The sequence below is a fragment of the Caballeronia ptereochthonis genome, assembly GCF_001545075.1.
In the GTDB taxonomy this organism is placed as follows: domain Bacteria; phylum Pseudomonadota; class Gammaproteobacteria; order Burkholderiales; family Burkholderiaceae; genus Caballeronia; species Caballeronia ptereochthonis.
The window spans coordinates 14,020-37,574 of sequence record NZ_FCOB02000002.1; the positions used below are offsets into that span (position 1 = coordinate 14,020).

The 23,555-nt window shown below is 63.7% G+C and carries 21 protein-coding genes; 13 read left to right on the plus strand and 8 right to left on the minus strand.

Annotated features, from left to right (window positions below):
- The first annotated feature begins 175 nt into the window (after positions 1–175).
- Both AWB83_RS02010 and rpoD read left to right on the plus strand, forming a co-directional pair.
- Positions 176–1,507, plus strand: a complete 1,332-nt coding sequence (locus AWB83_RS02010) for a replication protein O (protein ID WP_087042588.1) — start codon at positions 176–178, stop codon at positions 1,505–1,507.
- A 320-nt stretch (positions 1,508–1,827) separates the two neighbouring features.
- Positions 1,828–3,831, plus strand: a complete 2,004-nt coding sequence (gene rpoD / locus AWB83_RS02015; RefSeq protein WP_087042589.1) for an RNA polymerase sigma factor RpoD — start codon at positions 1,828–1,830, stop codon at positions 3,829–3,831.
- 96 nt (positions 3,832–3,927) lie between these two features.
- Here the strand turns inward: rpoD and AWB83_RS02020 are convergent, their stop codons facing one another.
- The 4 genes from AWB83_RS02020 to lhpI form a co-directional block, all read right to left on the minus strand.
- Positions 3,928–4,212: a hypothetical protein gene (locus AWB83_RS02020; RefSeq protein ID WP_244197533.1), complete on the minus strand. Its 285-nt coding sequence runs from the start codon at positions 4,210–4,212 to the stop codon at positions 3,928–3,930.
- A 441-nt stretch (positions 4,213–4,653) separates the two neighbouring features.
- On the minus strand, positions 4,654–5,661 hold the full coding sequence (gene lhpH, locus AWB83_RS02025; protein WP_087042591.1) for a trans-3-hydroxy-L-proline dehydratase: 1,008 nt from the start codon (positions 5,659–5,661) through the stop codon (positions 4,654–4,656).
- Between the two features lie 27 nt (positions 5,662–5,688).
- Positions 5,689–6,810 (minus strand): branched-chain amino acid ABC transporter substrate-binding protein, encoded by a 1,122-nt coding sequence (locus AWB83_RS02030; protein WP_087042592.1) that lies wholly within the window; start codon positions 6,808–6,810, stop codon positions 5,689–5,691.
- A 257-nt stretch (positions 6,811–7,067) separates the two neighbouring features.
- Positions 7,068–7,985, minus strand: coding sequence for a bifunctional Delta(1)-pyrroline-2-carboxylate/Delta(1)-piperideine-2-carboxylate reductase (lhpI, locus tag AWB83_RS02035; protein WP_087042593.1), 918 nt, complete (start codon positions 7,983–7,985; stop codon positions 7,068–7,070).
- A 331-nt stretch (positions 7,986–8,316) separates the two neighbouring features.
- Between lhpI and AWB83_RS02040 the strand changes: the two genes are divergently transcribed.
- Both AWB83_RS02040 and AWB83_RS02045 read left to right on the plus strand, forming a co-directional pair.
- A complete protein-coding gene (locus AWB83_RS02040; protein ID WP_087042594.1) occupies positions 8,317–9,060 on the plus strand; it encodes a FadR/GntR family transcriptional regulator in 744 nt (247 codons plus the stop codon).
- A 250-nt stretch (positions 9,061–9,310) separates the two neighbouring features.
- A complete protein-coding gene (locus AWB83_RS02045) occupies positions 9,311–10,054 on the plus strand; it encodes a hypothetical protein (protein ID WP_087042595.1) in 744 nt (247 codons plus the stop codon).
- 16 nt (positions 10,055–10,070) lie between these two features.
- Here AWB83_RS02045 and AWB83_RS02050 read toward each other — a convergent pair whose 3' ends face one another.
- Together AWB83_RS02050 and AWB83_RS02055 are read right to left on the minus strand one after the other, a co-directional pair.
- Positions 10,071–11,618 carry a methyl-accepting chemotaxis protein gene (locus tag AWB83_RS02050; RefSeq protein ID WP_087042596.1) on the minus strand — a complete coding sequence of 516 codons (1,548 nt, stop codon included), beginning with the start codon at positions 11,616–11,618 and terminating at the stop codon, positions 10,071–10,073.
- 222 nt (positions 11,619–11,840) lie between these two features.
- Positions 11,841–12,545 (minus strand): glutathione S-transferase N-terminal domain-containing protein, encoded by a 705-nt coding sequence (locus AWB83_RS02055; RefSeq protein WP_087042597.1) that lies wholly within the window; start codon positions 12,543–12,545, stop codon positions 11,841–11,843.
- Between the two features lie 378 nt (positions 12,546–12,923).
- On the opposite strand from AWB83_RS02055, the gene AWB83_RS02060 reads away from it, so the two are divergent.
- The gene (locus tag AWB83_RS02060; protein ID WP_087042598.1) at positions 12,924–13,421 is read left to right on the plus strand and encodes a hypothetical protein; all 498 of its coding nucleotides are present in this window, start codon (positions 12,924–12,926) and stop codon (positions 13,419–13,421) included.
- Positions 13,422–13,519: 98 nt separating this feature from the next.
- A complete protein-coding gene (locus AWB83_RS02065; protein WP_087042837.1) occupies positions 13,520–14,287 on the plus strand; it encodes an SDR family oxidoreductase in 768 nt (255 codons plus the stop codon).
- 8 nt (positions 14,288–14,295) lie between these two features.
- Here AWB83_RS02065 and AWB83_RS02070 read toward each other — a convergent pair whose 3' ends face one another.
- On the minus strand, positions 14,296–14,526 hold the full coding sequence (locus AWB83_RS02070; protein ID WP_087042599.1) for a hypothetical protein: 231 nt from the start codon (positions 14,524–14,526) through the stop codon (positions 14,296–14,298).
- Positions 14,527–14,782: 256 nt separating this feature from the next.
- Between AWB83_RS02070 and AWB83_RS02075 the strand changes: the two genes are divergently transcribed.
- From AWB83_RS02075 to AWB83_RS02105, 7 genes are all read left to right on the plus strand, one after another.
- The gene (locus AWB83_RS02075) at positions 14,783–16,792 is read left to right on the plus strand and encodes a sigma-54-dependent Fis family transcriptional regulator (RefSeq protein WP_087042838.1); all 2,010 of its coding nucleotides are present in this window, start codon (positions 14,783–14,785) and stop codon (positions 16,790–16,792) included.
- Between the two features lie 194 nt (positions 16,793–16,986).
- Positions 16,987–18,051, plus strand: coding sequence for an ATP-NAD kinase family protein (locus tag AWB83_RS02080; protein ID WP_087042600.1), 1,065 nt, complete (start codon positions 16,987–16,989; stop codon positions 18,049–18,051).
- 26 nt (positions 18,052–18,077) lie between these two features.
- Positions 18,078–19,076, plus strand: a complete 999-nt coding sequence (locus AWB83_RS02085) for a thiamine pyrophosphate-dependent dehydrogenase E1 component subunit alpha (RefSeq protein ID WP_087042601.1) — start codon at positions 18,078–18,080, stop codon at positions 19,074–19,076.
- 30 nt (positions 19,077–19,106) lie between these two features.
- A complete protein-coding gene (locus tag AWB83_RS02090) occupies positions 19,107–20,123 on the plus strand; it encodes an alpha-ketoacid dehydrogenase subunit beta (protein ID WP_087042602.1) in 1,017 nt (338 codons plus the stop codon).
- Complete coding sequence (locus AWB83_RS02095) at positions 20,123–21,250, plus strand: acetoin dehydrogenase dihydrolipoyllysine-residue acetyltransferase subunit (RefSeq protein ID WP_087042603.1); 1,128 nt, start codon at positions 20,123–20,125, stop codon at positions 21,248–21,250. The genes AWB83_RS02090 and AWB83_RS02095 overlap by 1 nt, the downstream gene beginning before the upstream one ends.
- Positions 21,251–21,372: 122 nt before the next feature.
- Positions 21,373–22,161 (plus strand): lipoyl protein ligase domain-containing protein, encoded by a 789-nt coding sequence (locus tag AWB83_RS02100; protein ID WP_087042839.1) that lies wholly within the window; start codon positions 21,373–21,375, stop codon positions 22,159–22,161.
- An 18-nt stretch (positions 22,162–22,179) separates the two neighbouring features.
- Positions 22,180–23,010, plus strand: coding sequence for a hypothetical protein (locus AWB83_RS02105; RefSeq protein WP_244197534.1), 831 nt, complete (start codon positions 22,180–22,182; stop codon positions 23,008–23,010).
- 19 nt (positions 23,011–23,029) lie between these two features.
- Here AWB83_RS02105 and AWB83_RS02110 read toward each other — a convergent pair whose 3' ends face one another.
- A complete protein-coding gene (locus AWB83_RS02110; protein WP_087042605.1) occupies positions 23,030–23,548 on the minus strand; it encodes a YMGG-like glycine zipper-containing protein in 519 nt (172 codons plus the stop codon).
- Positions 23,549–23,555 lie beyond the last annotated feature (7 nt).

The window sequence follows — 23,555 nt, forward strand, 5'->3', positions numbered from 1 at the left end:
AATTAGCAAGCGCTAAAAAGACAAAAGCCTTCGGCGCCAACCGAAGGCTTTTGAATATCGGGCTTTACTGCTGATCGCCCGGTCCGCTTCCCGACGCCAATCGGGTCACGAGTACACACCTCGAAGTTTAGCGGAACGCGATGGGCAGTCAAGCGTTTGTCCTCCATTTTTCGAAATGGACGCACTTGATATGCGTATCGCGCAACATTCCGTTGCAGGCGAGGCTGCTTCTCGCCCGCAAACTCCCGACGTTCCCGCCGGGGCACAAGATCAGCAGGCGCTCGAAGAGTACGCTTGCGACCGTTCCAACCTTCCCTGGGTAATCTTTCGCGCAGCGCACCGCGCAACCCATACCGCCGCCCTGCCCGCGCGTGCTCGTGCATTGCTCGCGGCGCTCGCTCGAACCGTCGACGCAGCTCGTCCTTATGCAGCGATCTTTGCGCGCCGGGAACTGCTCACTGGGCGCGCCATGCAATCCATGCGAACCTTCTACCGCAGTCTCGACGATCTGGAAGCAGCCGGGTTCATCTCGAGGCCGCCTCAAATGCGTTATGGCGGTGCAGGCCTGTTCGGTCGCGCTTATATTCATCTCACGCCTAAGGCTGCTGCATTGCTCGGACTGATCGAGCCTGCATCCGAGACCGACGCCGACACGCTCATTGCCGCTTCGCCGGTGGAGTCGTCAAAGGCCGAAACGGATCTTTCTTTCGCGCCTCCGTCTGTCACCGTGGCAGACGGCGCTATATATAAGGATCTAAACCCTACTACTCAAAAGAGACAACCAGGACGCGTCCCCGCGGATCTCCAGCGCCTGCTGCCTCTGGGATTTCGTGAATTCCTGATTTTCAAACTCATGCGCGAGGCGAAGCACCACGGCAAGCTGCTCTCCGACGTGGTCGAAGCCAGTTGGGATCATCTGCGGGGTGCAACGCATCCGATAAGCTATCTACGCACGCTCTTGCGCGCTCCGGTCGACTTCACCCATCGCGTGCGCGCTCGACAAGCCGCCGTGACAGCGCGTGAGCAACAGCGCGAACGAGCGCAACACGTCGAAAGCGCCGTCGCCAATCTCGCCGGCGAAGCGTTCGTAAGCCGCGATGGAGTCCGCACTTACCACATCGCCGCTGACGCCAGATCCATCACCATTCGTCATCGGGACGAGTCGCAACCGCGCATACATGCCGGCAATTGGGCCCACGACTTCCTCGCCGCCGTCGAGGCAGGACATATCGTGCGCGCGGCTCCCGAGGCGTCGCACGGCGATCTGTCCACCGAATTCAATCGAGTTGTTACGGCGGAGCGGACAATGTCTGCTCATACGGCGACGCGTCCCTTCGAAGCTCAGATCAACGATTTGAAGCAAATTCTGCGCTTGAAGCGAGCAGGGGACGCCCCAACTAACAAGCCAAGGGATGACATTAGGCCGCAGTATCAGCGGAAGCGAAGTCCATTTCCCTTGAACTCGCTTTTGCAGGTGTTATCCGGTGTGGCTCCGTCCAGAGCATGATCGTGACCCATTTCGGCGACAGTCGCGACCGTAACGATTCAAACGCGCATGTTTTCATCAGACAAATGTGCGCTTGTAGCACCGTCCGAGAAAAGTTTTCAGAACACCTGCTGCGCTGCAGCAGGTGCTGATATACTCTAAGGTTGCGCCTTAAAGGCGATTGAAAAACGCAAACCGCGCGTGAATGCGGTCTGTGTGTTTTGCTCGATGCGATTTTCAGCAAGCCGTCCGTGGTCGAAGCTGTCATCGATATCATCGCGAGCCGTTACGCTCGCTTCCGGGGATCTGTCGTCGCCGAGCAAACCTGTCGAGGAGAAAGTATGGCAAGTTTTGATCGGGAAGATTCGGAGCTGGACATCGTCGCGCCGGCGCGCAGGTCAGCAGGTCGACGGGCGAACAAAGGAAAGGGCCAGACCGGCACGATGCAGCCCGATGTCGCAATGACCGCGGAGCAGAATGAAGAGCGTCAGCGCCAGATGCGCGCGCTCATCCAGTTGGGCAAGGAACGCGGCTACCTCACGCACGCCGAGATCAGCGACCACCTGCCGGACAACTTCGCGGAAATTGCGGCGATGGAAACCATCGTCAGCACGTTCAACGACATGGGCGTCGCCGTCTACGAACACGCGCCGGATGCCGAAACGCTGCTGCTGAGCGATAACGCCCCGAGTGTCGTCGCCGACGAGCAATCGGAAGAAGAAGCGGAAAACGCGCTGTCGACCGTCGATTCCGAGTTCGGCCGCACGACCGACCCCGTGCGCATGTACATGCGCGAAATGGGAGCGACCGAGTTGCTCACGCGCGCGGGCGAAATCGCCATTGCGAAGCGCATCGAAGACGGGCTGCACGAGATGATCCAGGCGATCGCGGCGTGTCCTTCGACGGTTGCGACGATTCTCGCGGATGCGGCGCAAGTCGAAGCGGGCGAGCTGAAGATCGACGATCTGGCTGACGGCCTCAAGGAAGAGGATTCGGAAGAAGGCGATATTTCGGCTTCCGATACAAACGACTCGGCCGATATCGATACGGACACCGATGAATCCGACGATGATTCGGATGACGAAGACGATCTCGACGGCGGCGATGCCGGCGCATCGAACGAAGCGCGCCTGAAGCAGTTGAAGGCGGACTGCCTTGAAATCTTCGCGCGCGTGCGCGAGCTCGCCGAGCAAGCAAGCAATCCGAAGGGATCGGGCGCCGCGGCGGCGAAGGCGGTCGAAAAAGCGCGCGCCGAAATCCAGCGCGAACTCGGCTCGATTCGCTTCACGGCGAAGACCATCGACCGCCTGTGCGCGGACGTGCAGCAACAGGTCGCGCAAGTGCGTGAAATCGAGCGCCGCGTGCTGCAAATCGCGGTGGATCGTTGCGGCATGCCGCGCGAGAAGTTCGTCGAGTCCTTCCCGGGCCACGAGACCGATCTCGAATGGACGGCGCGCACGGCGGCGGCTTCGAAGCAATATGGTGCATCGCTCGAGCGCAGCCTGCCGGCGATTCAGGCAGAGCAACAAAAGCTCATCGACATCGAAGGCGTGGTCCAAATGCCGCTCAAGCAGCTCAAGCAGATCAACCGTCAAATGACGGCTGCGGAACTGAAGATGCGTCAGGCCAAGCGCGAGATGATCGAAGCGAACCTGCGTCTCGTGATTTCGATCGCCAAGAAGTACGTCAACCGCGGCATGCAGTTCCTGGATCTGATCCAGGAAGGCAACATCGGTCTGATGAAGGCGGTGGACAAGTTCGAATATCGCCGCGGCTGGAAGTTCTCGACGTACGCGACGTGGTGGGTGCGTCAGGCCGTGACGCGTTCGCTCGCCGATCAGGCTCGCACGATCCGCGTGCCGGTTCACATGATCGAAACGATCAACAAGCTGAACCGCATTTCGCGCGAGATCCTGCAGCAGACCGGTCAGGAAGCGCATCCGTCGGTGCTCGCCGAGCGCATGGAAATGCCCGAAGAGAAGATCCGCGGCATTCTCAAGATCGCGAAGCAGCCGGTGTCGCTGGAAACGCCGGTCGGCGAGGACGCGGATGCCACGCTCGGTGACATGATCGAAGATCAGGGCGCCACGTCTCCGGCGGACGCCGCGGTGCACGCGAACATGCGCGCCGCGATCGACGATGCGTTGAACGCACTGTCGCCGCGCGAAGCGAAGGTGCTGCGCATGCGCTTCGGCATCGATACGGCTTCGGACTACACGCTCGAAGAACTGGGCAAGCAGTTCGACGTGACGCGCGAGCGCATTCGTCAGATCGAAAGCAAGGCGATGCGCAAGCTCATGCACCCGAGCCGCGCGGACAAGCTCCGTCCGTTCCTGGATCGTTGATCCGGCGAGCCGCTGCCCGATCCGTCGTCCGGGCAAAGTGGAAAACGCGTGTCACCTGACTGGGTGGCACGCGTTTTTTTATGTCCGCGGCTCCAATCAACCGTGCGCCGAGCCTTTCGGCAAACCCGACGATGTGCACGCTTGCAGGGCGACGATTGCCTTGTTCGCGAGTGTGAGCGTTTCCTCGCACGCGAGCGGGTCGCGAAAGATCGAGCAGCCTCCACCCGCGTTGACTCTCGCGACTGCGCTGCGCACCTTGTCGAGCGCGGATTGCGGCGAACCCGTGTCCCTGATGATCGAGGCGATGTCGAACGCGCTGCCGGCGTCCGTCTCGACGTAACCCGGACACTGCGATTGCGCATGAGCCGCGACGCAGATCATCCCGATCACTGCAATGACGGGAAATCGTCGCGATCGAACGGCGTGAACAGAACTAGAGCGAGCCGAGCAGGAAAGGGCATTCATAGGCGTCACCACCTTCGAAAATCGCATCGATGAATGTGCGCGTGCGGCGAAGCCGCGGCTACGAGAACCGCCTGGCCTTTGTCCACAGTTTCCGTGAACAAGGGTGTGGATATCCTGAGCATCGCCGGGCCAACGCGTTGATATGTAACGCATTTCACCCGGAGTGCGAATATCGCGCGCGTCGGCTTTTTATTGTGAACCCGTTGTGCGATTCGCGTCACGCGAGTCAAAAATCCTGTCCGTAGACGGGTACGGGGGCGCCTGAAGGCGCATGGTATCTGAAGTATCGATACATGCAAAAAAGCGCGGAATGCTGGGTCTCAGCTTTCCGCGCCAACTGGTACTACAGGAGATGATTCATCGGACGAGGAAGCCGTAGGTCAGCGGGTCACGCTCATCCACGATCCAGTTCGCAAAGCCGCAAACGAACGCGTTGCCCTCGACTTCCGGGATCACTGCCTTGAAGTCCCCGACCGTCGTCTCGCTCAAAACACGCCCCTTGAAGACGGTTCCGATGATGGACTCGTTCACGAGCGTTTCGTCTTTGCCCAGTTCACCACGCAGATAAAGCTGAGCGACGCGCCCGCCGGTTCCGGACCCCGTCGGGGAACGGTCCACTTCGCGATCGGCGAACACGCAGCAATTCGCCTGCGTGGAGCTCTCGTGGCGCGGTGCGTTGGCAATGATGGTCCCGTAAATATGGTTGATTTCCGGGATGTCCGGATGCTCGACCGGATACGCCTTGTTTGCCGCTATCTTCACCTCGGTGCCGAACCGAATCAGCTCTTCCACGTTGGACTCGCGAACTTCGAGGCCATGCGGCGCGCCGTCTGCGTAGAAATAGAACGCGCCTCCGAAAGCAATGTCGCCCTTGATGATGCCGAACGACGGCGTCTCGACGGTCACATCTCGCTTCCAGATAAACGACGGAACGTTCACAAACCGAACGTTACCGGCGTGCTCGCCGTCCCACTGCACGAATGCCTCGATGAAGCCACACGGCGCATCAATGCCGATGCGCGTCTCGGGAACCTGCCGCTGAACCCAGCCCAGCTCGACCGCGGCGGTAGACAGCGCGATGACGCCGTGTCCGCAATGGTCGCTGTAGCCCTCGTTGTGGAGGAAGATGATTCCGAAGTCGGCGCTCGGACTAACCGGTTCAGTCAGATATCCGCCGTACATGTCGGCATGGCCGCGCGGCTCGAACATCAATGCTTTCCGGATGTCATCCGCGTTCTCCTTCAACCATGCACGTCGCTTGACAATGGTGTCGCCAGGAAGGCGCGGAAGTCCGCTCGTAACGATTCGGAATGCTTCGCCGCCGGTATGTGACTCGACGGTCGAAATAGTGCGGGAGATTTTCATGTGCGCTTCTTGTCAAAGCTGATGACGTTACTGACCGTACGGCACCGGAAGACCGTTCTTGATGACGTAGACGGTCGTCGGCGCGCCCTTCAGGTCTCCGTACTCGTCAAAGGAGTAGGTACCCGCAACGCCCTTGTAGTTGGTCTTGGCCAGCTGTGCCGTGAGCTTCGCCTTGTCAGTGACAGTGCCGGCCTTGATCATCGCGTCGGCGAGCAGTTTCACGCCGTCATAGTAGCTGACCGCATAGACCTGCGTATCCGTGTTGTAGGCAGCCTTGTACTTCTGCAGGAATTCCCGGCCGGCCGGAGTCTTGTCGAGCGAAACGCCACCCTGCGCGCAGTACACGATAGACGCCGCATCGCCCGCGACCTTGCCCATATCTGCCGAGCAGATACCGTCGCCGCCGAGCAGCTTCGCGCGCAGGCCGCGTGCGCGCATCTGCTTGGCCATTGGCGCACCTTGCGCAGCGTAGCCGCCGAAGAAGATGACATCCGGATTCTTCGACTTGATGCTGGTCAGAATGCCGAGGAAGTCGGTCGCCGACGAGTTCGTGAACTGCTGGTCGATGATCTGAATGCCGTTTTCCTTCGCGACCTTCATGAACTGCTCGGCCACGCCTTGACCGTATGCCGTGCGGTCGTCGATGACTGCCGCGGTCTTGGCCTTCAAGGTCTTCGCCGCGAACTGGCCCATCGTTCCGCCCAACTGCTCGTCGCTCGCGCCGATACGGAAAATCGTCTTGAAACCTTGCTTGGTCAAAGCGGGATTCGAGGCAACGGGCAAAATAGGGACGCCGCCTGCGTTGTACACTCGCGACGCCGGAATTGCCACGCCGGAGTTGTAAGGCCCCATCACGGCGACAACGCCGCTGTCCACCAGCTTTTGCGCGATTTGAACGCCGATCTTCGGGTCGGCCTGGTCGTCTTCCGAGTCGAGCTTGAACGTTACTTTCTGGCCACCAACGGTAACGCCGCTCTTGTTCAGTTCGTCGATAGCAAGGCGGGCCCCGTTTTCGTTGTCCTTGCCGTTCGGTGCCTGCGGACCCGTAAGCGGAGCCGAATGACCGATAGTGACGACGACCTGGGCGTGGGCCGAAAAAGTGAAGCCGGCGGCCGTTAAGACAGCCATTGTTGTTACGAGGCGGCGCATGGATGAAGCTCCATAATTGGACCAATGAGCGACCAGATTAGCGGGATTTTGGTTCCAGTACAATCTGTGTCGGAAAGCGGTGGCTGAATTTGGGTCATTTCAGGACCAATTCGACCCGGCAGATTCAGCCACGGTGCGCTTCTCGGGCAAATGCGTCCTTTGCATAGTGGTTTTCCCCGGTGGTTTCGCGCGATGGACGAAAGTGCCGCTCAAACCGGCGTATGCCCGGAAATGGCGAACGCCATTGCGATGGCAAGTCAACGCAGGGCGTCGCGGGCTACTCGGCAGGCTGCCAGATCCCAGGCGGCGCATCCAACGCTCTTGAAGAGTACTGGTTTCGTAGGCTCGAGGTCTCCCGAGAGAGCGCTCGCGAGCGGCGAGACGGTGTTCCAGTCGACATGTGCCAAAATGAGGTCACCGGCTTCATGCCTGGCGCCGACCGGATCGTCGACTACCAGGAAACTGCCGTCGACTGTCTGCTTTCCGATTTCCGCAGCGTCAGCGGTGAAGGCGCCGACGCCGACCACGAGACGTCCCGGCTGGGCCGCCTCCGTGTAGACCGGCGACTTGCTGGTTGTCAGCGTAATGACTACGTCCGCGCTCTCGGGAATGTCGTCGTCGGTAACCGCAGTCAGGTTCGGCGCCACCGCTCGATTGCGCGCAATGAAGTCCTCCGCATCCGCTTTGGATATGCCTTTCGCCAGCAACCTTGCTTCCGGGAAAATGGCGGCCAGCGCCTCGACGTGATTTGCCGCTTGCCTGCCGGTCCCGATGACGACGATTTGGTGCGGCGCGGCACCGTGCAAGGACCGGATGCCCAAAGCCGTCACCGCTGCGGTGCGTCGTCCGGTAACCGTCGGACCATCAAGGACAAAGAGCATCTCGCCCGTGAAAGCGTCACAGGCAATGACCTGACCGTGGATGGTCGGCAATTTGCGCTGTGCGTTTGAGGGACAGACGTTCACCAATTTGTGTATGGCGATGTCCTCCGCGCTTGCCGGCATCGACAACATCAGACCGCCTTCCTGCATCGGGATTGCCATCCGTTCCGGACTGACGATCTGACCTGCGCCGTACTCGACGATGGTCTGGGCGAGGGCATCCACCAGAAGACGATAGTCGAGTAACGAGGCGGTCGCCTTCGCGTCGAGAGTCGGGAGGTCGCGCGATGTCATTTGGAAGCCTTGGTTTGAAGTATTCGGAAGGACCGGCGAATCGCTGGCCAGCGAAGGAACACTGGCTCCGATTAGTCCAATTTCGGGTGGCCAGCATGTGGACCAAATCTATACCAGAATGGGCTATTTAACAAGCCAAGACGCTGCACATTCGGGTGATTTGGAACGAATTGAACCAGTTTGGCTAGCTATATAGCTTAATGGATGTGATTTGACCGAATCTGGTCTATAAAACGCCGATTCTGAGCTGCGATGGGGCACAGACTGGCCGCAGCATGTCGGGAGTAAGTGGTATATTGGAGAACCACCTCAAGCCGCCTGACAATAGACAATGGTCTCTGCTCGATTTGAACTCGAAGGCAACTTCCGCCCCTTGCAGATCTATGAGCAGGTTTCGGAGAAGATTCGCGCCGAAATTCGCTGCGGGCGATTTTTGCCTGACGCCCGACTTCCGTCGGAGCGCGAGTTGGCCACATTGTTCGGCGTCGGACGGCCGGCAGTCCGCGAGGCGATCGGTGCGCTTCAGAACGAAGGCCTGGTTATCACGAAGCGCAACTCCGGAACATACGTCGCCCCGGGCGCCAACCAGATCCTCGCTTCCGGCCGCAACGAGTTGAGCCGGACAGGGGAGTCGACATCGGACTTCAGTCCATCGGCGACGCTGGATGTGCGCCTGGTTCTGGAACCCGCGATAGCGCGCCGCGCCGCCGCGCACAAGCAACGGGACCCGCTTGCCGAGCACTACCTGGCTCAGATGGAAACCTTGACCGACGTTGCGACGCCTGAAGAGCGCGCGCTATGGAACAACAGCGACAGGCTCTTCCATCGGCAACTGGCCGTAATGACCGGCGACGTACTGCTGATCAAGTTCGCCGAGGAGATTTCGTCGGCGATGGACCAGTCTCTCTGGAAGCGGCTCAAGGACGATGGCATCTATGATCCCGCGCGCATCCGACTCTACGTTGCGGAGCATCGGCTGATTTATGAGGCTATCGTGTGCGGTGATGCCGACGCTGCGGCGTTCTACATCGAGCAACACATCCATCGGGTACAGCGGGATATCGCGCCTCAGTGAAGGCCCATGCGCACTTAGCCGCATGAGCCTGCATTCTCCGAGCAACGGACCGCCGACGCAGCACACCGTTTCTTCATTCCGCGACCGGTTCCAACAGTCGGCCTGCTTCCTCCATGCACACACCGCCCATCCCCCCGGCGCTTTCGCAGGGCTGCGAATGCAGGGATGCGCGAAGTGCGCACGCGTGCCATAACTTCCAGCGTGCGCGCTCGACGTGCGCCAACGCCCGGCAAATTGGAAGGGGGAAGACATGGCCAGCATCAAGATCTCGGTGATCAACGCGAGTACCGTTCTGACGGACGACGAAGTAAAGGCCGCCGTGCCGGCCTTGCAGACGCAGGTTCACACACATTTCGCGCCCGCGTGGGGCATCGACGCGGATCTCACTTTCGTGAAGAAAAAGGGCAAGCCCGCGCCGGGCACGTGGTGGCTGTCGATTCTGGACAATTCGGATCAGGCGGGCGCGCTCGGCTATCACGACGTGACCAACGAAGGCCTGCCGCTCGGCAAGGTCTTCGCGAAAACCGATCAGCAGTACGGGAACAAATGGACGGTGACGGCGAGCCATGAATTGCTGGAGATGCTGGCGGACCCCGACATCAACCTCACGGTGTTCGTGCAGCCCAGCGCGACGCAAGGTGTGCTCTACGCGTACGAAGTGTGCGATGCCTGCGAGTCCGACGATCTCGGCTACGACATCGCCGGCGTGCGCGTGTCGGACTTCGTGTTTCCGTCGTGGTTCGAGACGTCGCGGCCGGCGGGCAGCGCGCAGTTCGATTACTGCAAGCACCTGAAGAAGCCCGTGCCGGCGCTGCTGCCGGGCGGCTATCTCGGCGCGTTCAATGTGAGCGCGGGCAGCGGCTGGAACCAGATCACCGCGCAAGGCCAGCCGGCGACGTATCAGATGCGCGCCAAGGTCGGCACGCGCCGCGAGCGCCGCAGAACGCCGCGCGACCAGTGGATGGCGAGCGCGGTGAAGTTCAAGTCGAAGTAGACCGCGCGAGGAAGCGCTAGACCTGGAACGCCTGAACGGTCTGCCTGAGCTCGCGCGCCTGTGCGTCGAGCGAGAGCGCGGCCGTCGCCGCTTCGTTCACGAGCGCGGCGTTCTTCTGCATCAGGCGATCCATCTGCGAGACGGCGTCGTTCACTTCGTCGATGCCGCTGCTTTGCTCGCGCGAGGCGGTGGCGATCGCTTCCACCAGCGTGGACACGCCATCGACGGAATCGAGCAGGTCGGAGAGGGTCGTGCCGGCGCGTTTGACCGTCGAGCCGCTCGATTCGACGTGTTCGTTCACTTCGCGCGTCAACTGCGAGATTTCCTTGGCCGCGCCCGAGGAACGCCGCGCGAGCGCGCGCACTTCCTCCGCGACGACCGCGAAGCCGCGCCCGAGCGATCCCGCGCGCGCCGCTTCGACGGCCGCATTCAGCGCGAGCAGATTCGTCTGGAATGCAATCGATTCGATGACATCCGTGATCTGTCCGATCTGCGCCGAACGCGCGGACAGATCGGTCATGCGCGCGATCGCGTCGGCGACGGCGCGCTCGCCATCCTTTGCGCGCGTCGACGCTTCGCGGGCGAGCTCGCGCGCGCGGTTCGCGTGATCGGCATTGGCGCGCACCGTCGACGCGATCTGCTCCATGCTCGCTGAGGTCTGCTGCAGGCTTGCCGCGTGTTCCTCGGTGCGCGCGGACAGCGCGTGATTGCCTTCGGTGATGTCCGCCGCCGCGAGGCCGATGGTGTCGGTCGAACGCTTGATGTCGCCGACCATCGATGCAAGCTGGCTGCGCATCGAGGACATCGCGTGCATGAGGCTCTGCGTGTCGCCGGGCGCGACGGGCACCTCGGTCTGCAGATCGCCTTGCGAGACGCGTCGTGCGACGCTTGCCGCGAGCGCCGGCTCACCGCCGAGCTGCCGGATGAGCGTGCGCGCCATCGAAAAGCAGAGCCAGCCGACGAGCGCCACGCCCGCAACGATGCACGCGCCCACCGTCCACTGCACGATGCGGCTCACGCGCTGCGCGTCGTCGTACTCCTGCTGCGCGGCGGTGAGCTGGAACGCGCGCAGGTCCGTGCTTTCCTTCTTGACGCGCGTGGCCTGCGGCTCGATCTGCTGCGTCACGATCCACTGCGCTTCGGAGAGATTGTTCGCGGCGAGCAGGTTCGTCGTCGGGCGAAAGCCCTTGTCGCGCAAGGTCGCCCAATCCGCGGCGAGGCGCCTGGCGAGCGGCGCTTCGGTCGCATCGAGCGGATAGCGCAGATAGCGGCCGAGCAGGGCGTCGACGGACGCGATGCGCTGCTGCGTCGCGGCGACGACGGTCTGCGTCTTTTGCGCCGACGGATCGAGCACGGCGTCGCTGATCGCGAACTGGCTCTGCGTGATGAGCTCGTCGATGGTCGAGATGGTTTGCAGCGCCTGCGCGCGGCCTTCGAAGACGTGACGCAGCGCGGCATTGCCCTGCTGGACGCCGAATAATCCGACGCCGCCGACGGCGACGAGCACGGCGGCTACCGCGCCCGTGACGATCGCGAGGCGCGCCTTGACGGTGAGCTTTGACATGTTCGGTAGAGGAGAGAAGTGCGCGAGAAGGTCCGGGGCCCGGGCGCGGCATGGCGCGGCGCGAGTGGCCAATCGTCAGACATTTGCGGAGAGCGCAATCTACCGCCGCATCAAGTCGGTTGTGTGACAACCGCGGGCTCACGTGCGACGCCAACGTTTGCGGGCGCGCACGCAACAGAGGGACGGATGCCCGCGCCCAATCGGCCGCAGGCAGCAAGGATGTCAGTTGCGCTTCGGGATCTCGAGCCCGCGCTGCACGGCCGGCCGCGCGAGAAACGCGGCGAGTACGCGCTCGACGTTCCTGAATTCATGGAAATCGACCAGCTCGCGCGCCTCGTAGAAGCCGACCAGATTCCGCACCCACGGAAACACCGAAATATCCGCGATGGTGTACTCGTCGCCCATGATCCAGTCGCGCCCGTCGAGGCGCTGCTCGAGCACCGCGAGCAGCCGCTTCGATTCCGCAACGTATCGCGCACGCGGGCGCTTGTCCTCGTAGTCCTTGCCGGCGAACTTATGGAAGAAGCCGACTTGCCCGAACATCGGGCCGATGCCGCCCATCTGGAACATCAGCCATTGCAGCGTCTCGTAGCGCTTGGCCACGTCTTCCGGCAGGAACCGGCCGCTCTTTGCCGCGAGATAGACGAGAATCGCGCCCGATTCGAACAGCGGAAGCGGCTCGCTGTTCGGCCCGTCCGGATCGATGATCGCGGGAATCTTGTTGTTCGGGTTCAGCGACAGGAACTCCGGCGACATCTGATCGTTCGCGTCGAAGCGCACGAGATGCGGCTCGTAAGGCAGGCCGGTTTCCTCCAGCATGATCGAGACTTTCACGCCGTTGGGCGTCGGCAGCGAATAGAGCTGGATGCGCTCGGGATGCTGAGCAGGCCATTTGCGGGTAATGGGGAAATCCGAAAGTGCGGTCATGTAAGGTCCTCGAGGGTCGGATCGCTGAATATAACCATTTCGCCGAATCCGTGTTTTCCCTCTTGATGTGCGGCCTGTCATCGGGCGGACGCATCGAAGCGAAAAGATTGAGGGATCTCGTACAGACGTCGATTGTCGAAACGCAGAATCTGTCATTGCCTCGCTACAAAAGCGATTGTAGGAATCGCTGCACGAGCACAAGGATTGCGCGAAGCGCCACGGTCGAAGAAGTCAACCAACAAATACGAAACCAAGCCCTTGCGGGAACAATGCAGCGCGTGCGCGACGTGTGGGCCGGTTCGCTGGCTCGCTTATTGCATTGACGCGGATGTCCGAGCATCAGTGTCGGCCCTACGAACCGTTGGTTTTATCGCTGCCATGAAAACCGTTTCTCTCGCAAAGCTCACCGCATTCGCTGCCGTGGTCGGGGGACTGCTGCCCAGCCTGTGCGATGCCACTCGTCTCGAAAGTCAGCTCGACTGCAAATCCAGCGCGCACAGGTTCATTGCGCCGCTCGTCGCCGACAAGTCGATCGACGCGCGCCCGATGCGCGTCGAGGCAAACTCCGTCAACGCTTTCCGGCCGACCCAGGGCAGCGAGCTCACGGCATATGGCTTTCGCGTCTACGCCGTGCTGGGCTACGAGCAGGGCGACGATATGTTCAAGCGCGGCAGCGGGCAGCCGGTCAACGATTCCGCATACGGCGTGGTGGTGCTCGGCGCGTCGGAGACGGTCGAGGCGAAGGTGCGCGCATCGGGCAGCACGGCGGTGGTGAAGCAGGTCGTGCCGATGATGATGACCGCCGTCTTCTGCGACAGCAGCGGCGTGCGCAATACGGCGGGCCCGGTCGCGACGGAAGCATCGCGCAATCGCTGAGGCCGCAAAAGAGCGGCGCTGCGCGGCGCATTCGCCGATAATGTTCTCCCGATTTCAGCGCGCACGTGTTGCGCGCATACCAACAGGAGAACGCCGACATGTCCGACGCAGCCAACCAGTCTCAACGAATCGCCATCGTCACCGGGGCGGGCAGCGGCATCGGGCGCGCGGCGGCGCTAGCCCTGCTCGGCGACGGCTGGTCGGTCGTGCTGGCGGGAAGGCGTCCCGCGCCGCTCGATGCGGTGATCAATGAAGCGAACGCCGCCGATCGTGCGCTCGCCGTGCCGACCGATGTCTCCGATCCGCAGTCGGTGGAGAAACTTTTCAAGGCAGCGGTCGAGCGTTTCGACCGCGTCGATCTGCTCTTCAATAATGCTGGCGTGACGAATCCGCCCGGACCGTTCGAGGACTGGACGCCCGAGCAATGGCAGAACGTTGTCAATATCAATCTGAACGGCATGTTCTATTGCCTGCAGCAGGCGTTCCGCACGATGAAGGCGCAAACGCCGATGGGCGGGCGCATCATCAACAACGGCTCGATTTCCGCGAGCGCGCCGCGCCCCAACTCGGCGGCCTACACGGCGACGAAGCACGCGGTCCAGGGTCTCACGAAAACCGCCTCGCTCGACGGCCGCAAGTATGACATCGCGGTCGGCCAGATCGACGTCGGCAACGCGTTCACGGAGTTGTCGGAGCGGATGTCGCGCGGCGTGCCGCAGGCGAACGGCGAAATCGCCGTCGAGCCGATGATGGACGTGAAGATCGTCGGCCAGTCGGTGCTGTACATGGCGAATCTGCCGCTCGATGCGAACGTCCTGTTCCACACCGTGATGGCGACGAAAATGCCGTTCGTCGGTCGCGGCTGATTCTCCTTCTACACGGTGCGATACCAGACGCGAATGCCCGAGTACCAGTGGCTCACGCTGGTATCGTCGCCGGCGCCGAACGTCGAGAGGCTCTCGACGTTCAGCACGTCGATGCCGTTCTCCGCGATCCACCTGTTCGCGCGCTCGACCAGCGCCGCGCCGTTCTCGTACACGTTGCCCTTGATGAGGTGATGCTGCACGACTTGTCGCTCGAAGTCTTCGTAAGCGATCTTCGTCATCCGTTGTCTCCTGTCTTTTCGTTGTGATGCGCTGAAACATGAACACGCGTTTTGCTGCGGCGCAGCGCTCCCGCCGCATGACGCGTCCTGCCGATTCGAGCATCATATGGCCTGAGACACGCTCGTGCGAATCGGTTAATCCCGCGTTCGCGCGGCGAGAGAACGAATGCGTCGGCAGGAGGCGATAAAACAGCAAAGTGCGCTGCCGTGCGCCGATAAAAGCCCGACGCGTCAAGGAGACACCAAGGAGAGCACGATGGACATGCGGCAACGCGAGCACATCGAGACAGTCGTCGCGGCGACCACGCGGGTGCAAGCGCCCGCGCCGCTGCGCGTGCACGAGAGCATCATCGAGACGTCGTGGCGGCGTTGCGTGCATCAGTACGGGCTCGATCCGGCGCGCATGCAGGAGGCGCGCATTCTGCCGCAGACGCGTCTGCGCGAGCATCAGCAGCGCATCGACGATTTCGCGCGCATCGCGCGTCATGGGCTGGAGACGCTTTACGAGCAGGTCGCGGGCATGGGCTACGTCGTGCTGCTCACCGATGCGCTCGGCGTGACGGTCGATTACATCGGCGACGCGAACACCGATTCCGCGCTGCGCCGCGCCGGGCTCTATCTCGGCGCGGAATGGAGCGAGACCGGCGCGGGCACCTGTGCGGTCGGCACGGCGCTCGCGACGGGCCAGGCGCTGACGGTCCATCAGGTCGATCATTTCGACGCGACGCACATTCCGCTCACGTGCACCGCGGCGCCGCTCTACGATTCGCGCGGCGCGCTCGCCGCGATCCTCGATATTTCCGCGCTCGTCTCGCCGCAGGCGCGCGACAGCCAGAACCTCGCGCTGCAGCTCGTGCGCATCTACGCGGGGCATATCGAGAACGCGAACTTCCTGCGCACGCATCGGCAGGACTGGATTCTGAAGCTGAACACGTCGCCGGAATTCGTCGACGTGGATCCCGAATATCTGATCGCGCTCGATGCGAGCGGGCGCATCGTCGGACACAATCGCCGCGCGCAAACGATGCTCGCGGCGGAAATCGGCCGGCCGATCGCGCCGGGTGTGGTGACGCGGGACGCGGCGGCGTCGCTGATCGGCGTGCCGTTCGACACGCTCTTCGACGCGCGTCTGGAAGAGCTGGGCCGCTTCGTGTATTCGCGGCCGAGCGAGTTGCGCGCGGTGCCGCTCGCGAAAAGCGGCGCGCTGCTGTATCTGAGCGTGATGCCGCCCGCGCCGTGCTTCGTGCCGACCACGAACATGACGGAGCAGCGCGCGGTCCAGATCGCCGCGCCGCTTGCCGCGCTATGCGGCGGCGATGCCGCGCTCACGCGCCAACTGGAACGCGCCGCAAAACTCGTCGATTCGCCGATCAACCTGCTCGTCAACGGCGAAACCGGCAGCGGCAAGGAATTCTTCGCGAAGGCACTGCATCGCGCGAGCGTGCGGCGGGCGGGACCGTTCGTCGCGGTGAATTGTGCGGCGATTCCGGAAACGCTCATCGAAAGCGAATTGTTCGGGCACATGCCGAACAGCTTTTCCGGCGCGGGCGCGAAGGCGAAGCGCGGGCTGATTCAGGAAGCGGACGGCGGCACGCTCTTTCTCGACGAAATCGGCGACATGCCGCGCGCGCTGCAATCCCGCCTGCTGCGCGTGCTGGCCGAAGGCGAGGTGCTGGCGATCGGCGCATCGCGGCCCGTATCGGTCGACGTGCGCGTGATTTCGGCGACGCATCATTCGCTCGATGCGCTCATGCAGGACGGACGATTCCGCGAGGACCTGTACTACCGGCTGAACGGCGCGCGCTTCACGCTGCCGCCGCTGCGCGAGCGAACCGACCTCGACTGGCTGATCCGCAAGTTCCTCGACGACGACAGCGACATCGCGCGCGGTCCGGTCACGCTGTCGCCCGCGGCGCGAGAGCGGCTGCACCGGCACGACTGGCCGGGCAATCTGCGCGAGCTCTGCAACGTGCTGCGTTATGCGCGCGCGGTGTGCTCGAACGGCCTGATCGACGTCGACGACTTGCCCGAAGGCTTCGGCGGCGCCGCCGTGGCGACGGTGCCGCCCGCGCGCATCGCCGTCGATGAATTCGATCCGCATCGGCTGCCGCCCGAAGGCATGTTGCTGATGCAGTACCTGCGCGCGGCGAGCTGGAACCTGAGCGCGGTCGCGCGGCAAATCGGCGTGAGTCGCATGACGCTGTATCGACGCATGGCGCGCTACGGCATCCGCTCGCCGAATCAGCGCGACGCGAACGGGCACTGAGCAAGCCGATACGCCTGTACACCCGCCGATACACCTGCCGCTGTGACACCTGTCACGGCGGCGCCCCGTACACCCCGCCGACGCCCCCGATTTCTCCGGGTAATCCCTCGACTTTCCTCGTCTCCGAAGCGCTGTTGCGATTGGCATAGCGCTTGCCTTATCTGCCGCACAAAACACAGAATGGAGACACAGGCATGCGTGAAAGCGCAAAGCCGCTCGTCGGCATCATCGCCAATCCGGTTTCGGCGCGCGACATACGCCGCGTCATCGCGAACGCGAACAGCCTTCAGCTCGCGGATCGCGTGAACATCGTGCTGCGGCTCTTGTCGTCGCTCGCGTCGAGCGGCGTCGGGCGCGTGCTGATGATGCCGGACCGCGAAGGCTTGAAGGTCATGCTCGAGCGGCATCTCGCGCGCAAGCACGGCCCGGATGCCGGACTCGCCGCCGTCGAATTTCTCGACATGCCCGTGACCGCGCGCGTCGACGACACCTTCCGCGCCGCACGCATGATGCGCGAGGCCGGCGTCGATGCGCTCATCGTGCTGGGCGGCGACGGCACGCATCGCGCCGTCGTGCGCGAGTGCGGGAAAGTGCCGCTCGCGGGCCTCTCGACCGGCACGAACAACGCCTATCCCGAGATGCGCGAGCCGACCATCTCAGGACTCGCGGCCGGCCTCTATGCCACAGGCCGCGTGCCCGCGAACGAGGCGCTCGCGTCGAACAAGCGGCTCGACATCGAGATTTGCGATCGCAACGGCGGCGTGCGCCACGACATCGCGCTGGTCGACGCGGTCATTTCGCACGAGCATTTCATCGGCGCGCGGGCGCTGTGGAAGATCGACACGCTCGCCGCCGTCTACGTGTCCTACGCCGATCCGCAGGCGATCGGCATGTCGGCCATCGCGGGCCTGCTCGAACCGCTCGGGCGGCACGATCCGGGCGGCCTCGCGATCGAGCTCGCCGCGCCGGGCAAGGGCGAATTCGACCTGTGCGCGCCGATCGCGCCCGGCCTCGTGGAACCCGTGCCGATCGCGAACTGGACGCGTCTTGCGGATGGCGTTGCGCATCGCGTGAAGCAGCGCACGGGCATCGTCGCGCTCGACGGCGAACGCGAGCTCGCCTTCGGCCCCGACGACGTGGTGACCATCACGCTCAGAGAAAACGCCTTCCGCAGCATCGACGTCGCCGCCTGCATGCGCTACGCGGCGGCGCGCGGGCTCATGCGTCAGCCCGGCAACCTGGTTCGTCAGTCCAGCTAGTCCATTCACAACCGAAGGAGACAGAGATGACATCATCGCAACAGCATGCGGGCGGCTTGCCGCTCTCGAAGGAGGAACTGCTGAACGTCTATCGCAAGATGCGCACGATCCGCGATTTCGAGGAGCGGCTGCACGTCGATTTCGGCCGCGGCGACATTCCGGGCTTCGTCCACCTCTACGCGGGCGAGGAAGCGGCGGGCGTCGGCATCATGAGTCATCTGAACGACGGCGACCGCATCGCGAGCACGCACCGCGGACATGGGCACTGCATCGCGAAGGGTGTCGATCCGGTCGCGATGATGAAGGAGATCTACGGCAAGAAAGGCGGCGCGTGCAACGGCAAGGGCGGCTCGATGCATATCGCCGACCTCTCCAAAGGGATGATGGGCGCGAACGGCATTCTCGGCGCGGGCGCGCCGCTGATTTGCGGCGCGGCGCTCGCGGCGAAGTTTCGCGGCAAGGGCGAAGTCGGCATCACGTTCGCGGGCGATGGCGCGTCGAATCAGGGCACGTTCCTCGAAAGCCTGAATCTGGCCGCCGTATGGAATCTGCCGGTGATCTTCGTGATCGAGAACAACGGCTACGCGGAATCGACCGCGCGTGACTACGGCACGGCGGTCGACAGCTACGTCGATCGCGCGGCGGGCTTCGGCATTCCGGGCGTGACGGTGGACGGCACCGATTTCTTCGCGGTGTACGAAGCGGCGGGCGAAGTCATCAAGCGGGCGCGCGAAGGCGGCGGGCCGGCGCTGCTCGAATGCAAGATGATCCGCTTCTACGGCCACTTCGAAGGCGATGCGCAGACGTATCGCGCGCCGGGCGAACTCGACGATATCCGCTCGAACAAGGACTGCCTGAAGAAGTTCGCGAGCGCGGTCACGCAAGCGGACATCATCTCCCCCGCCGAGCTCGACGCGATCGACAAGGAAGTCGCCGCGCTGATCGACCGCGCGGTGCAGGAAGCGAAGGACGCGCCGCTGCCGACCGCCGCCGACCTGCTCACCGACGTCTACGTCAAGTACTGAATCGCCGACTTCAAACAGGAGACAAACACCATGGCCCGCAAACTGAGCATGAAGATGGCGATCAACGAAGCCATCGATCAGGAAATGACCCGCGATCCGAGCGTGATCGTGCTGGGTGAGGACATCGTCGGCGGCGCAGGCGCCGACGGCGAGAAGGACGCGTGGGGCGGCGTGCTCGGCGTGACGAAGGGACTCTACGCGAAGCACGGCGACAGGCTGCTCGATACGCCGCTGTCCGAATCGGCCTATATCGGCGCGGCGATCGGCGCCGCGGCGTGCGGCATGCGCCCGATTGCCGAGCTGATGTTCATCGACTTCATGGGCGTGTGCTTCGACCAGATCTTCAATCAGGCCGCCAAGTTCCGCTACATGTTCGGCGGCAAGGCGGAGACGCCCGTCGTGATCCGCGCGATGGTCGGCGCGGGCTTCCGCGCGGCGGCTCAGCACAGCCAGATGCTGACGTCGGTCTTCACGCACATTCCCGGCCTGAAAGTCGTGTGCCCGAGCACGCCGTACGACACCAAGGGCCTGCTGATCCAGGCGATCCGCGACAACGACCCCGTCATCTTCTGCGAGCACAAGAACCTGTACGGCTTCGAAGGCGAAGTGCCCGAGAACTCGTACGCGATTCCGTTCGGCGAAGCGAACATCGTGCGCGACGGCAAGGACGTGTCGATCGTCACGTACGGCCTGATGGTGCATCGCGCGCTCGAGGCGGCGGCGACGCTCGCGAAGGAGGGCATCGAAGCGGAAGTCGTCGATCTGCGCACGCTCTCGCCGCTCGACATCGACACCGTGCTGGAAACGGTGGAGAACACGGGGCGGCTCGTCGTCGTGGATGAGGCGAATCCGCGCTGCAACATCGCCACCGATATTTCCGCGCAAGTCGCGCAGCACGCGTTCGGCGCGCTGAAGGCCGGCATCGAGATGGTCTGCGCGCCGCACACGCCGGTGCCGTTCTCGCCGACGCTCGAGGATCTGTACATTCCGAGCGCCGCGCAGATTGCCGACGCCGCACGAAAGACCCTGAAGGGAGGAAAGCACTGATGTCCGCAATCACACCGATCGTGATGCCCAAATGGGGCTTGTCGATGAAGGAAGGCACGGTCAACGAGTGGCTCGTGGAGGAGGGCACGGAGATCACCGTCGGCATGCCGATTCTCGACGTCGAAACCGACAAGATCGCCAACGCGGTCGAGGCGCCGGACGCGGGCTTGCTGCGCCGCAAGGTCGCAGCGGCGGGCGATACGCTGCGGGTCAAGGCGCTGCTCGGCGTGCTCGCGCCTGCTGAAGTGAGCGACGCCGATATCGACGCGTACGTGTCCTCGTACGAAACGCCGCCCGATGAGGAAGGCGCGGGCGACGAAGCGGCGTCCGCGTATCACTTTATCGACGTCGACGGCATTCGCGTGCGTTACGCCACGCGCGGCGGCGACGACGCGAGCCGGCCGGCGGTGCTGTTCATCCACGGCTTCGGCGGCGATCTCGACAACTGGCTTTTCAATCTCGATGCGCTCGCCGAGAAGAACCGCGTGTTCGCGCTCGATCTGCCGGCCCACGGTCAGTCGACGCCGAAATTGCCCGGCGCGACGCTCGCCGATCTCGCGGCTTTCGTCGCGAAGTTCATGGATGCGGCGAAGATCGACCGCGCGCATCTCGTCGGCCATTCGATGGGCGGCGGCATTGCGGTGCAGATGGCCGTGGATCAGCCGGAGCGCGTGGAGTCGGTGTCGCTCATTTCGCCCGCCGGTTTCGGCGACGAGGTGAACAACGCCTACACCGAAGGCTTCGTGAAGGCCGAATCGCGCCGCGAGCTGAAGCCCGTCGTGGAGTTGCTGTTCGCGAATCCGGAACTGGTGAGCCGCCAGATGCTCGACGATCTGCTGAAGTACAAGCGGCTCGACGGCGTGAGCGACGCGCTGAGCTCGCTCAACGGCGGCTTGTTCGCGGGCGGCAAGCAGAGCGCGCAGCCCGGCAGCAAGCTCGCGGCGACGGGCAAGCCGGTGCTCGTGATCTGGGGCGGGAAAGACCAGATCATTCCCGCCGCGCACGCGAAGCATGCTCCGGAAGGCGCGACCGTGCGCGTGTTCGACGACGCCGGCCACATGAGCCAGATGGAGAAGGCGAACGAAGTGAACGCGCTGTTGAAGGAGCATGTGGCGAAGGGCGCCTGATCGTTTCCTGACCCGCACGCGCCCCGCCGGCACAGGCCGCCGACGGGGCGCATTCGTTTTTCGCGGTTATTGGCTACCATGCTTGGATGGCGTCGTTCCCGACGCGCTCCGACATCGATTCCATGCCCTTCGAACTGATCGATCCCGCATCGCTTTCCGGCGATCCGCACGATCCGCTGAAAGCCGAGGAAGCGCTCCTCGCGCGCGCGGCCGCGGGCGACGCCGTCGCGCACGTCTGGGAAGCGCCCGTTTCGCTGATCGTGCCGCGCAGCTATCAGCGCTACGCGCCGCTCGCCGATGCGCGCGAGGCCTTTGCGCGGCGCGGCTGTCCGGTCTGGCTGCGTCTGTCGGGCGGCGGGCTGGTTCCGCAGGGTCCGGGCATTCTCAATCTGAGCCTCGCCTATCCCGTGCGCGCGGCGATGGGCACGGCGTCCGAAGCCATCTATCTGCATCTGTGCAGGATTCTTGCCGATACGCTCAACACGCTCGGCGTGCTGACTCACTGGCAAGCGGTCGAAGGCTCGTTCTGCGACGGCCGCTTCAATCTCGCGTGGGGTCCCGGCGACGACGCCCGGAAGGAAGCGCCCCCGAGGGGGGCGCGCAAGATCGCGGGCACGGCGCAATACTGGCGACGCGTGCCCGGCCACGACACGGGTGACAAGGACCAGCCGCTTTACGCCGTGCTGGCGCACGCGGTGCTGCTCGTCGATGCCGATCCCATCGAAATCAACGAACGCGCCAACGCGTTCGAAGCAATGATCGGCAGCGGACGCCGCTACGAAGAAATGAAAGTCGTGACGGTTGCGCAGGCGCTCGCCTACGAATGTTTCTCGATTCCTGACGACCTGCGCGAGCACGTGCGCGCGGCGCTGATCGAACGCGTGAAGGACGCTCCGCTGCCAGAGCAATAAAAACGCATCGAGGTGGCCATGCCGCTAAGACGTGCTTCGAACGGGTTCTTCTTCGCGCTGTGGGTGGCCGTGTGCGCCGTCGCGCCCGAATTTCTGTGGCAAGGCCTTTTTTCGCTCTTCGGCCATTTTTCCCTGATCGATGCCGCAGCGGCGCTTCTCATCGGCGCGATTCTCGCGTTCTTCGTCGAACCCGTGCTGGAACGCCTGCGCGGCCTCGGCGACACGCCCGAGCACGCGGAGAAATCGCCCGCCTTCGCCGCATGCGAGGCGCTGAGCTTCGCGGTCGTCGCGGTGTGCGTGCACGAGGCGATCACCGTGTACGTCGCGGCGAGCCACGCCAACGAGCAGGCGAGCGAGAATCTCGCGAAAGCCGTCGCGACGGCGCTGCAATGGGCGGTAACGCCGTTCTTCATCACGATCGCATGGATGGCCGCGCGCGGGCCGTCGTGGATCGCGTGGCCGCTGGCGGCGTTCGCGGTGATCGTCAGCTATCTCGTCGGCGTCGTGTTCGAATGGGACGGGCACGTGCTCGTGACGAGCGTGATTCCCGCGATATTCGTGCTGATCGCCGGATGCATCATCGTGCGGGAACAGTGGGACGCGTCCACCTTCCGGCGCTGCGCCCGGGCGACCGCGGTGATCGCGCTCGCCTGGCTCGCGCTGACGGGCGCGCTCCAACTCGTGCTATGGCTTGCGCACGTCCAGGCGTTTCGCATTTACGAGAAGGCGGAATTCTGGAGCGACTTGCGGTTCTACATCGGCTGGGTGACGGGGCTCGTCGTCGCGCCGGCGTTCGTCCCCGGCACGCCGCTGAACGCCAGCGGCAACGGCTGGCGCATGCGGCGCTAAGACTTCAGCCGCCAAGACTTCAGCTACTGGGCGGCGGAGGCGGCTGCCAGCCCGGCGGCGGCGGTGGAGGCGGCGGCGTGGTATAGGCGCCGGAAGGCGGGACGGTCCGCACCGCGCCGCGCACCGGCACCTTGTCGCCCGCCGCGTACATGCATTGCAGATACGCGTAGTCGTAACGCTGCTGCACGTTGTAGCCCGAGGCCTGCGACGCGCCGACGCCGAACGCGCTGCCGGTGAGCAGACCCGCGCCCGCGCCGATGGCCGCCCCCGAGCCGCCGCCGAACGCCGCGCCCGCCGCCGCGCCGAGCGCGGTGCCCACCACCGCGCTGCCGACTGCGCTGTTGGTCGCCGCCTGATTGGCGTCCATGCCGCCCACTTGCTGGTAGGCGAACTGGCGGCACGAGGCATCGTCGGCGCGGAACTGATCGAACGTTTTAGTGCTTCCGGGCAGCGCCATCACGCTGGGGCCGGAGGGCATCACGGTGCAGGCCGACAGGCCGATTGCCGCGAGCAGCGGGGCGAGCCTTGAGTAGTTCATGGGTTCT

Excerpts from the sequence above, each read along its gene's own strand:
- AWB83_RS02020 (WP_244197533.1), bottom strand. The coding sequence starts at position 4,212 with ATGATCTGCGTCGCGGCTCATGCGCAATCGCAGTGTCCGGGTTACGTC.
- AWB83_RS02095 (WP_087042603.1), top strand. The coding sequence starts at position 20,123 with ATGTCCGCAATCACACCGATCGTGATGCCCAAATGGGGCTTGTCGATG.
- AWB83_RS02090 (WP_087042602.1), top strand. The coding sequence starts at position 19,107 with ATGGCCCGCAAACTGAGCATGAAGATGGCGATCAACGAAGCCATCGAT.
- AWB83_RS02060 (WP_087042598.1), top strand. The coding sequence starts at position 12,924 with ATGAAAACCGTTTCTCTCGCAAAGCTCACCGCATTCGCTGCCGTGGTC.
- AWB83_RS02040 (WP_087042594.1), top strand. The coding sequence starts at position 8,317 with ATGGTCTCTGCTCGATTTGAACTCGAAGGCAACTTCCGCCCCTTGCAG.
- AWB83_RS02045 (WP_087042595.1), top strand. The coding sequence starts at position 9,311 with ATGGCCAGCATCAAGATCTCGGTGATCAACGCGAGTACCGTTCTGACG.
- AWB83_RS02065 (WP_087042837.1), top strand. The coding sequence starts at position 13,520 with ATGTCCGACGCAGCCAACCAGTCTCAACGAATCGCCATCGTCACCGGG.
- AWB83_RS02075 (WP_087042838.1), top strand. The coding sequence starts at position 14,783 with ATGGACATGCGGCAACGCGAGCACATCGAGACAGTCGTCGCGGCGACC.
- AWB83_RS02110 (WP_087042605.1), bottom strand. The coding sequence starts at position 23,548 with ATGAACTACTCAAGGCTCGCCCCGCTGCTCGCGGCAATCGGCCTGTCG.
- AWB83_RS02100 (WP_087042839.1), top strand. The coding sequence starts at position 21,373 with ATGCCCTTCGAACTGATCGATCCCGCATCGCTTTCCGGCGATCCGCAC.
- lhpI (WP_087042593.1), bottom strand. The coding sequence starts at position 7,985 with ATGACATCGCGCGACCTCCCGACTCTCGACGCGAAGGCGACCGCCTCG.
- AWB83_RS02105 (WP_244197534.1), top strand. The coding sequence starts at position 22,180 with ATGCCGCTAAGACGTGCTTCGAACGGGTTCTTCTTCGCGCTGTGGGTG.
- AWB83_RS02010 (WP_087042588.1), top strand. The coding sequence starts at position 176 with ATGGACGCACTTGATATGCGTATCGCGCAACATTCCGTTGCAGGCGAG.
- lhpH (WP_087042591.1), bottom strand. The coding sequence starts at position 5,661 with ATGAAAATCTCCCGCACTATTTCGACCGTCGAGTCACATACCGGCGGC.
- AWB83_RS02080 (WP_087042600.1), top strand. The coding sequence starts at position 16,987 with ATGCGTGAAAGCGCAAAGCCGCTCGTCGGCATCATCGCCAATCCGGTT.
- AWB83_RS02085 (WP_087042601.1), top strand. The coding sequence starts at position 18,078 with ATGACATCATCGCAACAGCATGCGGGCGGCTTGCCGCTCTCGAAGGAG.
- AWB83_RS02055 (WP_087042597.1), bottom strand. The coding sequence starts at position 12,545 with ATGACCGCACTTTCGGATTTCCCCATTACCCGCAAATGGCCTGCTCAG.
- AWB83_RS02070 (WP_087042599.1), bottom strand. The coding sequence starts at position 14,526 with ATGACGAAGATCGCTTACGAAGACTTCGAGCGACAAGTCGTGCAGCAT.
- AWB83_RS02050 (WP_087042596.1), bottom strand. The coding sequence starts at position 11,618 with ATGTCAAAGCTCACCGTCAAGGCGCGCCTCGCGATCGTCACGGGCGCG.
- rpoD (WP_087042589.1), top strand. The coding sequence starts at position 1,828 with ATGGCAAGTTTTGATCGGGAAGATTCGGAGCTGGACATCGTCGCGCCG.
- AWB83_RS02030 (WP_087042592.1), bottom strand. The coding sequence starts at position 6,810 with ATGCGCCGCCTCGTAACAACAATGGCTGTCTTAACGGCCGCCGGCTTC.